The 15,009-nt window shown below is 49.0% G+C and carries 12 protein-coding genes and 2 CRISPR repeat arrays; of the genes, 10 read left to right on the top strand and 2 right to left on the bottom strand.

Annotation, left to right across the window (positions count from 1 at the left end):
* Positions 1–36 precede the first annotated feature (36 nt).
* The 9 genes from JHD74_RS13010 (at position 37) to cas6f (ending at position 11,137) form a co-directional block, all read left to right on the top strand.
* On the top strand, positions 37–582 hold the full coding sequence (locus JHD74_RS13010) for a fimbrial protein (protein ID WP_024529955.1): 546 nt from the start codon (positions 37–39) through the stop codon (positions 580–582).
* Between the two features lie 59 nt (positions 583–641).
* The gene (locus JHD74_RS13005; protein WP_074030922.1) at positions 642–1,346 is read left to right on the top strand and encodes a fimbria/pilus periplasmic chaperone; all 705 of its coding nucleotides are present in this window, start codon (positions 642–644) and stop codon (positions 1,344–1,346) included.
* 143 nt (positions 1,347–1,489) lie between these two features.
* A complete protein-coding gene (locus JHD74_RS13000) occupies positions 1,490–1,837 on the top strand; it encodes a FimD/PapC N-terminal domain-containing protein (protein ID WP_074030923.1) in 348 nt (115 codons plus the stop codon).
* A gap of 183 nt (positions 1,838–2,020) precedes the next feature.
* A CRISPR array of direct repeats spans positions 2,021–2,768; the repeat unit is 28 nt; unit sequence GTTCACTGCCGTACAGGCAGCTTAGAAA.
* A 242-nt stretch (positions 2,769–3,010) separates the two neighbouring features.
* Positions 3,011–3,991 (top strand): type I-F CRISPR-associated endonuclease Cas1f, encoded by a 981-nt coding sequence (cas1f, locus tag JHD74_RS12995; protein WP_186580278.1) that lies wholly within the window; start codon positions 3,011–3,013, stop codon positions 3,989–3,991.
* Positions 3,988–7,254, top strand: coding sequence for a type I-F CRISPR-associated helicase Cas3f (gene cas3f, locus JHD74_RS12990; protein WP_199062841.1), 3,267 nt, complete (start codon positions 3,988–3,990; stop codon positions 7,252–7,254). The genes cas1f and cas3f overlap by 4 nt, the downstream gene beginning before the upstream one ends.
* 31 nt (positions 7,255–7,285) lie before the next feature.
* Positions 7,286–8,638 (top strand): type I-F CRISPR-associated protein Csy1, encoded by a 1,353-nt coding sequence (gene csy1, locus JHD74_RS12985; protein WP_161711993.1) that lies wholly within the window; start codon positions 7,286–7,288, stop codon positions 8,636–8,638.
* Positions 8,635–9,558 carry a type I-F CRISPR-associated protein Csy2 gene (gene csy2, locus JHD74_RS12980; RefSeq protein WP_199062840.1) on the top strand — a complete coding sequence of 308 codons (924 nt, stop codon included), beginning with the start codon at positions 8,635–8,637 and terminating at the stop codon, positions 9,556–9,558. The genes csy1 and csy2 overlap by 4 nt, the downstream gene beginning before the upstream one ends.
* An 11-nt stretch (positions 9,559–9,569) precedes the next feature.
* Entirely contained in the window at positions 9,570–10,571 is a 1,002-nt protein-coding gene (csy3, locus tag JHD74_RS12975) for a type I-F CRISPR-associated protein Csy3 (RefSeq protein ID WP_161712071.1), read from the top strand.
* Between the two features lie 11 nt (positions 10,572–10,582).
* Complete coding sequence (gene cas6f / locus JHD74_RS12970) at positions 10,583–11,137, top strand: type I-F CRISPR-associated endoribonuclease Cas6/Csy4 (protein ID WP_199062839.1); 555 nt, start codon at positions 10,583–10,585, stop codon at positions 11,135–11,137.
* A gap of 129 nt (positions 11,138–11,266) precedes the next feature.
* Positions 11,267–12,496: direct repeats of the CRISPR family, unit length 28 nt; unit sequence GTTCACTGCCGTATAGGCAGCTTAGAAA.
* A gap of 31 nt (positions 12,497–12,527) precedes the next feature.
* Here the strand turns inward: cas6f and JHD74_RS26620 are convergent.
* Positions 12,528–12,689: a YnfU family zinc-binding protein gene (locus JHD74_RS26620; protein ID WP_021178250.1), complete on the bottom strand. Its 162-nt coding sequence runs from the start codon at positions 12,687–12,689 to the stop codon at positions 12,528–12,530.
* A 538-nt stretch (positions 12,690–13,227) separates the two neighbouring features.
* Here JHD74_RS26620 and JHD74_RS12965 point away from each other — a divergent pair.
* Positions 13,228–13,857, top strand: a complete 630-nt coding sequence (locus tag JHD74_RS12965; RefSeq protein ID WP_021804652.1) for a LysE family translocator — start codon at positions 13,228–13,230, stop codon at positions 13,855–13,857.
* A 57-nt stretch (positions 13,858–13,914) separates the two neighbouring features.
* Here the strand turns inward: JHD74_RS12965 and JHD74_RS12960 are convergent, their stop codons facing one another.
* Positions 13,915–14,562 (bottom strand): winged helix-turn-helix domain-containing protein, encoded by a 648-nt coding sequence (locus JHD74_RS12960; protein WP_098931402.1) that lies wholly within the window; start codon positions 14,560–14,562, stop codon positions 13,915–13,917.
* Positions 14,563–15,009: the final 447 nt, after the last annotated feature.

The raw sequence follows: 15,009 nt of genomic DNA, 5'->3' as shown, positions 1-15,009 counted from the left end.
TAATAGTTTAATGACGCAAGGTAAATAGGAATAAATATGAAAAACTTAACAATCGTAGCTTCTCTGGTTGCAGTATTTGGTTCAGTGGGTCTGGCTCAGGCTGCTTCTACCGGTACCATCACCTTCAACGGTGAACTGACCGCCAACACCTGTGATGTCGTAGTCGATGGCCAGACTGCAGACGCCACTGTCGTGCTGCCAACCGTCGGCACCAACCAGTTGAACGGCGCGACCCAAACTGCCGGTGAAACAGGCTTCGTGATGGCACTGAATAACTGCTCAGGCACACTGCAGACTGCCTCCGCCTTCTTTGAAGCGGGTGCTTCGGTAGATTCCGTGACTGGTCGCCTAAAAAACCTGACCGGTACAGCGTCCAACGTCAGTCTGCAACTGCTGGATGCGTCCAGTGCGTCTCAGGCGGTGATCCAGGCAGGTAACGCGAACCAGGTGACCAACACCACGTATAAAGATGTTACCAGCGGTAGCGCTACTCTGCCTTATGCAGTGCGTTATTATGCTGAAGGAGCCACTACTGCTGGCACCGTGATCAGCAATGTAGTCTATTCTATTCAATATCAATAATCAGTTTTCGAAGGGGGAGTCGTCCCCCTTCTTACATTCCGTTGGGTCAGGGGGTTTTTATGAAACTTTTTCCTCTCAATATTGCGCGTCAGGTTGGCACTTTTGCAGCGATTGCCCTATTCAGCAGCAGTAGCCTCGCCAGCGTGGTACTCAGCGGCACACGGGTGATTTATCCGTCGGACGCCAAAGAAGTCAGCGTCAAAATCAATAATGTCGGCCCCTCGCCGGTACTGCTGCAGAGCTGGATAGATAATGGTGATCCCAACGCCAAACCTGCGGCTATCAAAGTTCCCTTTGTACTGACTCCACCGATGAACCGGGTGGAGCAGGGTAAAGGCCAGACACTGCGGATCAGCTATGCTGGCGGAAGCTTGCCAATGGATAAGGAATCAGTGTTCTGGCTGAATGTGCTGGAAGTGCCGGCCAAGAGCGAAGCTAAAACGAACGAAAACCGTCTGCAAATGGCTTTCCGTACCCGGATCAAGCTGTTCTATCGCCCTGCGGGCCTGCAAGGCAATGCCAATGATGCTTATAAAACCGTCACCTGGAATACGCAAGGCGGTAAAGTACAGGCAACTAACCCCACGCCGTTTTATGTCAATTTTGTGAACCTGTCAGTCAATGGCAAAAAACTCGACAACGCCATGGTGGCACCACGCTCAAGCATGGTGTTGAATCTGGCTGGAAATGGGGGCAACAAAATCACTGGAAGTGTTGTTAATGACTATGGCGCGGTCAACGCCTTCGATGCTGTAATAAAGTAACATGCTAATATATCAGTATTATTATTTTAAAGTCGTAGTGCTTGACCCGGTATCAAGCTCTTGAGGCGGCGGGATGTCAAAATTTTGCGCTACGCTATCCGGGAGCTATTCGCCTCTTTGGAGGAGTGGTGCTATAGATTTTTGTGGCGGTAAGCGTCAATGCGGTAACTGAAAATGCGCCGCAAACCAGCGCCAAGAGCCTGGAGTTCGACTCGTCTTTTTTGAATGTTGATGACGTACAGTCGATCTATCTCAGCCGTTTCGCCGAAGGTGCCTCCAGGTTGCCCGGAATTTACAAAACCGCGCTGTATGTTAACGGTCAACTGATCCGTAATACCGATATTGAATTCAAGTCTTGGGCCGATAAGTCGGTCTATCCCTGCCTGACCAGCGACATTATTAAAAAATATTGCGTTCAACTTTTCTCCGCTGAAACTCTTCCGCACGGTGGTATAAAAAACGAGCCACATTCACCCTTGGTAGCTCTGTAATCATCATCTGAAGCTGTATCTATCCATGAGACTGGTAGTATGTGTCGTTCTAGACCCTAATTTTGGGGTGGTTATTAACTAATTGATTTTAAAATAAATTAATGGCGTGAGTGAAAAAGGGTTTTCCAGAGGATTTCAAAGGTTATTGTTTAAGTAACAGAGAATTAGCGCTAGGATGTAACAGTTCACTGCCGTACAGGCAGCTTAGAAAAACGGGAACCGCAGCGTAAAAACCAGGCCACCGTTCACTGCCGTACAGGCAGCTTAGAAAGAGCAGCTGCTAGCACAAGCATGGCACCACCAGTTCACTGCCGTACAGGCAGCTTAGAAATGGCGCAGGCTGTAAGCCGCAGAAGCCCCCGGGTTCACTGCCGTACAGGCAGCTTAGAAAATCATCCGGCCAATCATCCCGGAAGTGGTGCCGTTCACTGCCGTACAGGCAGCTTAGAAAGGCATGTGAAACATTTTTTCATAGCCTTTAGCGTTCACTGCCGTACAGGCAGCTTAGAAATATTTATGGAGCGGGCAACGCCGGAGGAACAGGTTCACTGCCGTACAGGCAGCTTAGAAAGCACAGGAATTTCGCGCAATAACGACGTAACGGTTCACTGCCGTACAGGCAGCTTAGAAAAGTATCCAGGCACCGATTTGGACATTGAGGCAGTTCACTGCCGTACAGGCAGCTTAGAAAGTTAACGCTGCCGGTTCCATGGTGACGGATCAGTTCACTGCCGTACAGGCAGCTTAGAAAAGACACCGCGAAGTAGTTGGGCCATCCGAGGTGTTCACTGCCGTACAGGCAGCTTAGAAATGAAGCAGCTCCACCGATGCCACCAGACAGTCGTTCACTGCCGTACAGGCAGCTTAGAAAACCAGGCCGGTGACTCAAGTCGGCCCATACTGGTTCACTGCCGTACAGGCAGCTTGGAAGGTTGACGCACCGCCAACTTTCACCCCAAGATTGTTTTTATTATTAAGCTAACTGATATAAATGATTCATGATTTGTATCTATCTCTATGATTCATCATCAATATAAATTAAATGAAAATCTAACATCAATCACTCTATACAGTGAGCCTATTATGTTAAAACAACAATATCGCGTTGGCATCTGTCATAGGTAATCACGTCTTGGATGATTTTATGGCATAAAGCAGGGATGTTTTCATTTAATGCAAAATCAATTTTCGCCTTCTGATCTAAAAACCATCCTGCATTCAAAGCGTGCGAATCTTTACTACCTGCAGCATTGTCGGATCCTAGTCAACGGCGGCAGGGTGGAATACGTTACGGATGAAGGTAAGCAATCCTTGTATTGGAACATCCCGATCGCTAATACCACAGCTGTAATGTTGGGGACGGGAACTTCTGTTACTCAAGCGGCAATGCGTGAGTTTGCTAAAGCCGGGGTGCTGGTTGGATTCTGTGGCGGCGGAGGTACACCTTTATTTGCCGCCAATGAAGTGGAGGTGGATGTCTCGTGGTTAACATCGCAAAGTGAATATCGCCCCACGGAATATTTACAGCACTGGGTCAGCTTCTGGTTTGATGATGATAAGCGCCTGGCTGCGGCAATTGCTTTTCAGCAACAGCGTATCGCTCAGATCCGCACTCACTGGCTTTCTTCACGTATGCAGCGCGAGCAAGGATTCGATATTGATGCGGCACGGCTTAATCCAGTGTTAGACAGCTTTATGCAACGTTTATCTTCCTGCCAAAATAGCAACGATGTCCTGGTGCAAGAGGCCGTTATGACCAAGGCGCTCTATAAACTGGCGGCCAATGGTGTGAATTATGGCGAGTTTAGCAGAGCTAAGCGCGGTGGCGGGATAGATATCGCTAACCGGTTTTTAGATCATGGTAATTATCTTGCCTATGGGCTTGCTGCTACAGCGGCTTGGGTCATTGGTTTGCCACATGGATTGTCGATACTGCATGGTAAAACCCGGCGCGGTGGCCTGGTATTTGATATCGCCGATCTGATTAAGGACGCTTTGATTCTACCGCAGGCTTTTATTGCCGCTATGGCAGGGGAAGAAGAGCAGGAATTTCGCCAACGCTGCCTGCGCGGGTTTCAACAAGCGGATGCGCTGGATGTGATGATTGATACGCTGAAAGAAACGGCGGAAAGTCTATCTCAGGTGGGCAAGTGAATATTTTGCTGATTGCACAGTGCAATAAAAATGCATTAGTAGAAACGCGCCGCATTTTAGATCAGTTCGCGGAACGCAAAGGTGATAGAACCTGGCAAACGGCTATAACCCTGGAAGGGCTGAATACGCTAAGAAAACTGCTGCGTAAAACCGCCAGGCGCAATACTGCGGTGGCTTGTCACTGGATAAAAGGCGGTAATCAGACCGAGCTGCTATGGATCGTGGGCAATCTCCGGCGTTTTAACTCCGAGGGTTCGGTGCCGACCAATACTACCGAGCGCGATATCCTCCGCAGCCAGGATGAAAATAGCTGGCATAGCGTAGAAGCGATTGCGTTGATGGCTGGGATTGCCGGGCTTTTTCATGATTTCGGTAAGGCTAATTTCTTATTCCAGAATGGATTACGTGGCAAAGGGAAACATTTCCAACCCTATCGGCATGAATGGGTTTCATTGAGACTGTTTTGTGCCTGGGTAGGAGAACGTAGCGATAAACAATGGATAACGGCGTTAGCGGCGATCGACGAGAGCGATGAAAACCAGATGATAACCGCGCTGGTAAAGGACTCCGTTGACGCTTTTATCAATCCATTTCTCTCTTTGCCTCCGCTGGCAACAACCATAGCCTGGTTGATTGTCTCTCATCACCGTTTGCCTGCTTACCCTAACAGGGATCAGGAAAGTGGGAGCCCGCCAGAGTTAAAGGATATGGATGGCTGGTTAACAACACAATTGGTTGCAGAATGGAACTCCACGAACAGCCTAATTGAAGGTTGGACAACGGAAGAACACTATGCGGTATGGGATTTCCCGCATGGCACGCCAATGCGCAGTGCTATCTGGCGTGAAAAAGCACGCAAATTTGCCCAACGCGCATTGCAATTACCCTCATTGATGCAATTTGCTGTATTGGAACAACGTTTCACCAGCCATATGGCGCGTTTAGTGCTGATGTTGGCAGATCATCATTATTCATCTTTAGCGCCGACGGCAGGTTGGCAAGATGCTGATTATCAAGCGTATGCCAATACCGATCGCCTAACCGGTGGATTGAAGCAACAACTGGATGAGCACAATATCGGTGTGGGGCAGAACGCGTTGTTATTGGGGCGAAGTTTACCGCATATCCGCACCACATTACCGGCAATCACACGTCATAAAGGTTTCAAACAGCGAAGTAAGACAGAGCAGTTCCGTTGGCAGGACAAAGCTTATGATCTTGCGTGTGCCGCGCGTGAACGATCGGTTAAGCAAGGTTTCTTTGGCGTTAACATGGCTTCTACGGGCTGCGGCAAAACGTTTGCTAATGCGCGAATTATGTATGGCTTGGCCGATGAAAAGTCAGGCTGCCGCTTTTCTGTTGCTTTAGGGCTTCGCACTTTAACCTTGCAAACCGGCGATGCTCTTAAAACCAGATTAATGTTGGATGATGACGATCTGGCCGTATTAGTGGGTTCTGCTGCGGTGCGGGAACTGCATCAACTCAATAATGATAAAGCTGAACTGCGTGGTACAGGCAGTGCCTCGGCAGAGGAGCTGTTCGCCGAACATCACTATGTCAGCTACGGTGGCAGTCTGGACGATGGGCGCTTAAGCCGTTGGTTGCAAGGTAGTGGCAACTTGCACAAGCTATTAAGTGCACCGGTATTAGTGACCACTATCGACCATCTGATTGGTGCGACCGAGGGTGTGCGCGGGGGCAAGCAAATTGCACCGATGTTGCGCCTTATGACTGCCGATCTGGTGTTGGATGAACCGGACGATTTTGATATTGCCGATCTTCCCGCGTTATGCCGCCTGGTCAACTGGGCTGGAATGCTAGGTTCCCGCGTGCTGCTTTCTTCCGCCACTTTACCGCCTGCGCTGGTTCAGGCGTTGTTTAATGCATATAAAGCGGGCCGTGCTGATTATATGCAAGTGTGCGGCCAGCCGGATTCGCCATTAAATATCTGTTGTGCCTGGTTTGATGAGAACGATGCCATCCCGCACGATATACAAGGTGCGAAAGATTTTAAAGCTGCGCATGAGGCGTTTGTCGCTCAGCGAGTGGCAAAACTGCAAAACATCGCGGTATTGCGCCGTGCACAGTTGATTGCGGTGCAATCGACAAACCAGCAGAAAAGTACGGTACTGGATAGCGTGGCGGAAACACTATCGGTCGCCATGAGGCAATTACATACGCTTCATCATCAAGAACATCCCGAGGGTAAAACCGTGTCGTTGGGGGTGATCCGCATGGCAAATATTAATCCTTTGGTGGCGGTAGCTCAGCGGTTATTGCGCATGCCTGCGCCAGAGAATACTCGAATTCATTATTGTGTTTATCACAGCCAACATCCATTGGCGATGCGTTCACACATCGAGCGGCGGTTGGACGAAACCCTGACGCGTTATTGCGAAACGGCGCTGTGGCAAATCACAGAAATAAAACAGGCATTGGCGAATCATCTAGAACAGCATCACCTGTTTGTGGTGCTGGCGACATCCGTTGCCGAGGTAGGTAGGGATCATGATTACGATTGGGCCATTGCCGAACCGAGTTCAATGCGTTCGTTGATCCAATTGGCAGGGCGTATTCAGCGCCACCGGCAGAAGCCTTGTACGTCGCCAAATCTGCATATTCTGCAAAAAAACGTGAGGGCGTTACAGGGTAATAAACCGGCTTATTATCGGCCAGGGTTTGAGTCTGAGAAATACCGGCTACAACTCAATAGCCACGATCTGGCGGAGACTTTGCAGCCCGCTCAATATGAAACGATTAGTGCAATTCCCCGAGTACAGGAATCTTTGAAACTGAGAGTTCACGATAATTTGGTCGATCTGGAGCATGCCTGTTTACGCAGCGTATTGCAGGGGCGACAGGATCTTGAGGGCAAATATTACGCTGCGCTCTGGTGGCTCAAACAGGCCACCTGGTGCGCAGAACAGCAACGAGTGAGCCCGTTTCGGCAATCTACTGAGGAAGAACCGCATTATCTGTGGATGGAAGATGAAGTGGATAGGCCGCGCTTTAAATTCCCAGATATTGTCCCTGGCCAGTGGAAGCCCAGCGATAACTTTCGCGAGATTGAAGTGGTTTTCGCCGAAGGGATTGGCGCATGGATCACGGAGGACTACCCCACAATTTACCAAGGGCTGGCCGATATGCTGGAGATGGAACTACCCGAGGTGAGCCAGAGATTCGGTGAGATAAACCTACGAAAAAACAAGGCAGATCAATGGCATTTCCACCCGTTGTTAGGGGTGTTTGGCGCACTCGAATGAATAATCTAATAACATTGAGGTAAGGAGGCGTATGAGTCAGAACGGATTAACCGCTTTAATTGTTGAATATATCGCCAGTCGAAAACAGCCCAAGTTGGAGGCGCTTGAGAAAGAGACGGCAAAAAAACTGGCTGTGCTGACTGATTCCGAAGAGATCGCAGTTGCTAAACAAACGGCATTAGAGCAGCGGCAGGAGCTAGAGAAAAACTATGCACCACGCAATTGGCTGACCGATGCTGCTAGCCGTGCCGGGCAAATCAGTTTGGTGACACATGCGCTGAAATTTACTCACAGCGATGCCAAGGGCAGCAGTATTTTCAGTTCGGGTTCGCTTGAGCAGACAACGAATACTCTTTCTACTTCCTCATTATCGCAACCTGCTGTTGATGCGGTCGGCAACGCGGCGGCATTGGACGTGGCAAAATTGCTACAGTTGGAATATGAAGGTGAGTCACTGATCGCCTGCTTGGGTCGCGACAACACTGTGCCGCTGGCCGAATTGGCAGAAAATCCTCAACAACTGGAACAGTGGGTAACAGGGTTCAAGCAGGTATTAACCGATAAACATCTCTCTTCTCACACTTTGGCCAAGCAGATCTATTTCCCGATAGGGCCGGGCGAATACCATTTACTGAGTCCGTTGTTCTCTTCCTCGCTGGCTCATGCAATGCACAGCCGAATCAGCGAAGCGCGCTTTAGCGATGCCTCCAAAGAGATATACCAAGCCTTCAAAACTGGTGATTGGCACCCTGATCCCCGTGTGATTTATCCCAAAACGGCAGTGGTAAATATGGGGGGTACCAAGCCGCAAAATATCTCCTACCTTAACAGCGTACGCGGTGGCCGAGCTTGGTTACTGCCTTGCGCTGCGCCGATATGGCAAAGCCAGAATAAGCCGCCGTTGAACCAGAACTCTATTTTCCAAGAGCGTAAAGCATTCTCGGCTATGGCGAGAGACGCTGTGTGGCAGTTGAAACAATACCTGCGCAGCCTTAATCCGCAGGATCGAAATGTAGAGATCCGCCAGCAGCGTGCTGCCTTCGTGGATGAGATTGTCGATACTTTGTTTAGCTATGTGGCCGGTATCCAAAACAGGGAAGATTGGCAATGCTGGAGCATGGAAGAAGGGTGCCAGCTCTCGCGTGCTCAGCAGTTGTGGCTCGATCCATGGCGGATTAAACAGGATGAAGATTTCCAGTTCGAGCGTGAAGGTGGTGATTGGAAAAAGCAAATCGCTATCGACTTCGGCGTCTGGCTAAATCACCAGTTAAAAACCGAAGAGATGAGGTTTAGCGAGGTTGAACGCCGTGAATGGTCTACCACGTCTTTGTTTAAACGTCGCCTGCGTGAGTTTGAGCAAGAGTTTAAGGAGGACTTCGCATGAGCGCGCTGATCGTATTACGTCACGTTCGGGTGGAGAACGCCAATGCCATCGCCGGGCTGACCTATGGTTTTCCTGCTATCACTCACTTTCTCGGCTACAGCCATGCATTATCCCGCAAATTGCAGCAGAGCCATGGTTTAACCTTGGCAAACTGCGGTGTGGTCTGCCATCAGCAGCAGCTCCATGCGTATTCATCCGGGCGTGATTATGCTTTTGCCTTGACGCGCAACCCATTGACGAAAGAGGCGAAAACGGCAGCGTTCAACGAGGAAGGGCGGATGCATATCACGGTTTCGTTATTGATGGAGTGCCACGGCACCATCGTTAACGGCGATCAAGGCGCTAAAGCGTTGGAAGCGCACCTTGCCGAGGTGTGTCCAACCCAGCGCTTGGCCGGCGGCGTGATCACCGACATTGGCGCGATTAAGGTGATGGGTACTCCTGACAAACCAGAAGATCTGCGTAGGCTGATGCGCCGTTTGTTACCCGGATTTGCTTTGCTCGATCGTTCTGAGTTACTGACCAGTCATTATCAAACGTTGCGCGAGAGTAACCCACAGGCGGAGCTAATTGACGCATGGCTAGACTTTGCGGCGCTGAAATATCAGGCGCAGGATGAACAAAATCCTCAATGGTGCTACCAGCCAAAACCTGCTGCTGGTTATCTGGTGCCGCTTCAGACTGGGTATCGTGCGATCTCTCAACTCTATGCACCGGGTGAAGTCGAGAAATCACGTGATCCAACAACGCCTTTTCGTTTTGCCGAGCCTGTCTATGGTATTGGCGAGTGGCGCAGTCTTCACCGCATTACCGATCTGAATCAGTTGTTATGGCAATACCATCATCAAGGCGATGACTACCTCTGCCGTAGTGCGGTGCCGGTCATCACGGAAGACTACCAATTTAACGAAGAAGATTAACTTAAAGGATTATCTATATGGCTACTGTAAAGACTGCATCTGTCCTGGCTTTCGAACGTAAATTGGCAAACTCCGATGCCATTATGTTTGCTGGTAACTGGCAACAACCTGAATGGACGCCGATTGCGATTCAAGAGAAAGCGGTGCGTGGCACGATTTCCAATCGTTTGAAAAATGCGATTGCCAGCGATCCGGCTAAACTGGATGCCGAAATCCAAAAACCCAACTTGCAGCGTGTGGATGTCGCGGCATTGCCGTTCGACACTGATACCTTGAAAGTCAGTTTTACCCTGCGTGTGTTGGGTAATTTATCGCAACCTTCGGTATGTAACGATCAAGATTACCAAACCGAATTGGCGAAGGTGATCCAAGGTTATATCAAAGAGCATGGGTTTAAAGAACTGGCCGGGCGTTATGCTGAGAATCTGGCAAATGGTCGCTTCCTATGGCGCAACCGCGTTGGTGCCGATGAGATTGCTATTACCGTTAAGGGGAAGGAGAAAACCTGGCAATTCAACGCTAGTGATTACAGCTTGCGTACGTTTAGCCAGCCGAAAGGCGATTTAGCGGAGTTGGCCAAGGAAATTGAGCAAGGCTTGGCAGGGGAAAGCTTTGCATTCTTTAGCGTGGAAGCCTGCGTGCGATTGGGCAAAGGACAAGAGATTTTCCCATCGCAGGAACTGGTGCTAGATAGCAACAGTAAGAAAAGTAAGGTGCTGTACCAGGTGGATGATATTGCTGCCATGCACTCGCAGAAAATCGGTAATGCGTTGCGTACCGTCGATAGTTGGTACCCCGATGCGGGTGAGTTGGCATTAGGGCCAATTGCGGTGGAACCCTATGGTTCAGTGACCAGCAGGGGGCAAGCCTATCGTCAGCCGAAACAAAAAATGGATTTTTATACACTGTTGGATAACTGGGTAACTAAAGGGAAGGTGCCAGAAGTCGAACAACAACACTATGTCATGGCCATACTGATCCGTGGCGGCGTATTTGGCGAGAAAGGCGAATAAAGGGGCGACGTATGGATCATTACCTCGAGATTCGTGTGCTGCCGGATCCGGAGTTTTCAACGACGGAATTACTGGAAGCACTCTTTGCCAAGTTGCATAGGGCATTAGGTAGTGCTGGGCAGGGAAAAATAGGCGTCAGTTTCCCCTCTGCCGGTAAAACACTGGGCGATAGGTTACGGCTACATGGCACTCTAGCGGTGCTCACTGCCTTTGAGACTTTACCTTGGCGTAAAGGATTACGGGATTACACGGAATGTGGCGAAGTTCTGCCGATACCCGCTAATGCAAAATATCGTACAGTGCGACGAGTGCAGCTCAAAAGCAGCGCCGAGAGATTACGTCGTCGCTCTGTTCGCAAGGGATGGGTAACTGAAGAAGAGGCTCGTCTGCGTATTCCTGATGCCGTTGAGAAACGCTCAGCATTGCCATTTATTCGTTTAAAAAGTCTATCCAGCGAGCAAACCTTTTTGTTGTTTATCGAACAAGGCAAGATTTGCGATAACGCAACAGAGGGGGCATTTAGTGCTTATGGTCTAAGCGCAACGGCAACCATCCCGTGGTTTTAACCCTAATTTAATGACTGATTCTAACCTATTGATTTTAAAGGTTGGGGTCAGTCATGTTTAGAAAAGGGTTTTTGGGTGGGGTGGCGGGATTCTATTTTATTAACAGTTAGTTACCGTTAGCATGTAACAGTTCACTGCCGTATAGGCAGCTTAGAAACAGAATGCCGACTCGTCACCTATGAATAGGCTGGTTCACTGCCGTATAGGCAGCTTAGAAATGAGAGCTTACGTTGCTTAGCTGAAAATGGTCGTTCACTGCCGTATAGGCAGCTTAGAAAAATATGAAGAATCGATGGTTCAGCCGTATTTAGTTCACTGCCGTATAGGCAGCTTAGAAAAACGAAAGCAAGTTTATTGCCAGGATCACGAAGTTCACTGCCGTATAGGCAGCTTAGAAAAGTAATGCTTTAGCGGCTGCAAGTAGGGCATTGTTCACTGCCGTATAGGCAGCTTAGAAATAAAACAGGCCGCTGGCGTCAAGTGGTTATCGGTTCACTGCCGTATAGGCAGCTTAGAAAATGATTACACCTTAAATTTTCGTAATACTTTAGGTTCACTGCCGTATAGGCAGCTTAGAAATTCAAAGATTTTAATAAGCTGCAAAGCTGCTTGTTCACTGCCGTATAGGCAGCTTAGAAATCACCCGATCCAGCGATTGTCCTGTGTTGCTAGTTCACTGCCGTATAGGCAGCTTAGAAATCTGTACGCCCTTGTTTTTCCAGGGCATCAATGTTCACTGCCGTATAGGCAGCTTAGAAAGTTAGATAGGTTAGCTTGTACGGAGTCGCTACGTTCACTGCCGTATAGGCAGCTTAGAAAAATCCAAGCGTCGTTGAATGAGTTGTTGATATGTTCACTGCCGTATAGGCAGCTTAGAAAGTTTGCAGCGCTTCACGCTCTAATCGTTCTATGTTCACTGCCGTATAGGCAGCTTAGAAAAGTGGAGGAACTCACCCCGGCGATCCTGAAGCGTTCACTGCCGTATAGGCAGCTTAGAAATCTGCCACGTTCTCCTCTGCCTTCTGGTTTAGGTTCACTGCCGTATAGGCAGCTTAGAAATGCATGTTCATGCTTATGCTGCTAACGACGATGTTCACTGCCGTATAGGCAGCTTAGAAATAATGGCAACCGTATTTACCGAACTCAAACCAGTTCACTGCCGTATAGGCAGCTTAGAAACGGATAATCATAATAGCGATAATCGAAAGCCTGTTCACTGCCGTAGAGGCAGCTTAGAAAATTTCGTAGCCGAGTTTGTCAATGCAGCGCAGGTTCACTGCCGTATAGGCAGCTTAGAAGGGTTTACCCCTGAGAAAGTTAGAGCGGCTTTCGCTCACTACCGCACAGGTAGCTTAAACATTAATCTGGAGAGGGAGGCGCGTTGAAGGTCTCAATCTTCGCGTTTACGGAAATAATGTCCACAGTGGGGGCAGATCAGTGTGACGTTTTTTTTCACCTTGCTGCGATTTTGCGGCGAACTTTTTGCGCATTCAGGGCAGGTGACATCAACGGGGGCGTCACCGAATAGCTTAAAAGCATCAAAGAAAGACATCTTTTTCACCGGGTAGAGGTAGGAGGAGTTCAGTGTACCTTTATCGCTCGATGATAGCTCCACATAGATTGGTAAACCACTGGTAGAGACGTAGCTAGCTGCGCGCTAAAAAGGGAGTAACAAGTGGGGAGAAGGGGCGAGGGGGAAGAAAAAAGCCCCGCAAAAAATGAGGGGCAAACACAACAACACCAGGGAAATCGTTGATAACTAATCTGCTATTACTATATGTTTTTTGAGACGAGAGTTCATCAATAAATTGCTGCATTATTGCAACATTATAGTTAATTAATTTGTATGCATTTGGCCTTATTCATACGTTTTGTGAATTTGTTCGTTATTTGTGAGCAATAAGTCCGCATGTTGGTTGTTTTTTGTTGAATTGATGCCTTTTGGGGTGATTTCTTGCTCCATTACCCCCTCCCAAACAGAATGTGACTTGAATCACATTGGGCTGATCCCCTATATTCCCCACCCATAGCGATGTTGTCGTATTGCGATGCAGCGGCGCAGAGAGTTTTACATTTATCCGGAGTTGTTGATGGAGTTAACTACGCTTTTGCTTTACGTGATTGCCGTCAGTGCGGTGATGGTGACGCCTGGCCCTTCCATGCTGTTGGCGCTAAACAATGGTGCAATCCACGGTATGCGTATTGCCAGTTACGGTTTCCTGGGGGCGGTATTGGCCGATCTGTTGCTGATCGGCGCTGTCGGTTGCGGACTAGGGGCGTTGTTGCAGGCCTCTGAGCAGTTGTTTGCCGTAGTGAAGTGGGGCGGTGCGTTATATCTGGTCTACCTGGCTTGGGTGCTGTGGCGGGCACCGGTAAAGGCTTTGGCGGTAAACGCTAGCGCCGCCGCGGCGACCGGGAAAACGGCATTCCTGCGCTCCCTGATGGTTGGTTTGTCCAACCCTAAAGGCCTGCTGTTTTTCTCGGCCTTTCTGCCGCAGTTTATTCAGCCAGAAAAGCCGATCGCCATGCAATACCTGATCCTGGCTTTGGTCAGCGCAATGATCGACTGCGTGATGATGACGATCTATGCCTACGGCGGCCGCCATGCGATGCGTAAATTCTCAGCGAACGTAATGCGCTGGGTAAACCGTAGCTGTGCCGGCATGCTTGGCGTGTTGGCCGTAGGCGTTGCGCTTTATCGGCGTAGCGATGTGAGCTAGAGCCTGTCGGTTGAATCAGCGGGCGCAGCATGCTGCGCCGCTACTTGGCGAAAATGACTACAGTTTCAGGGAGCTAACCAGCTCCCTTTTTAATAGGTGACTGCCTGTGTTAGCAAAAGAGGAAAGCTTAGGCATATTACCAACTGACGGATCTGCAGATAACTCGCAGGCCGCATTGTTCCACCTCATAGCGGTATAGTTCGCATCTGATTGGTAGTAGTGCTGATAGATGTGAAATATATGCACCACGGTAGTCACCGTTAATATAATCACCAGCGCAATTAAAACGTAAGTGATTTTAACTTTGCTCAGAAAATTCTTTTTCTTTTTACAGGGCAATTCAGCTTCACCCTGATTAATTGCGATCTCTTCAATGGCGACGTCATTGGCTATTCTTAACCCTACTTTTGGTATGGTTTCTATGATGTTTTTATCAATGCCCATACTCTTGATGATCCGCCGTAGCGTGCTCAGGCACTGGTTGAGATTATTATTGCTGGCCTGTAGACCGTAATCATCCCACACTCTTTGCAGAAGTACTTCTCTCTCAACAATTTCTCCTTTATTTTTAATAAGAAAGGAGAAAAGTCGAGCTGCAGATGAGGAAATGGTGACGATTTCTTCTTGAAGTTCCTGATGATAAAAACCGACGCTATTCGGGCAGAAAAGGACATCTCCTTCGATGAGATATTGGGGCTTTGTCATGCTGATTCACTCCATGTCAGACAGTATAATTAACTTAATTAACGTTAATCCTAAGTCTCATAATATTGTTTTTTTGGCGGTAGAGCAAGAAAGAAACAATATAAAATATAGTGTAATCAGCAAATTTCAGTTTAAAATCCGCTCTAATTCATTACGGTAGTTATTAATATTAAGTAAATGCCATGTAAAATATTAAACGCTATTTAATAAAAATTAAGATCGCTAACTTACTGATAATTTTGCTAAACAAAGGATCTAACTAGTCCGACCTGTAAGAATCCTGTCTCTTATACACATCTGACGCTGCCGACGATGCCAACTAGAAGGGGGGGGGGGGGGGGGGGGGGGGGGGGGGGGGGGGGGGGGGGGGGGGGGGGGGGGGGGGGGGGGGGGGGGGGGGGGGGGGGGGGGGGGGGGGGGGGGGGGGGGGGGGGGGGGGGGGGGGGG

The organism is Serratia sp. ASV30 (assembly GCF_016428815.1).
Lineage (GTDB): Bacteria > Pseudomonadota > Gammaproteobacteria > Enterobacterales > Enterobacteriaceae > Chania > Chania fonticola_C.
The sequence above is the reverse complement of the archived record's forward strand: the minus strand, read 5'-3'. Positions and strand labels throughout refer to the sequence as shown.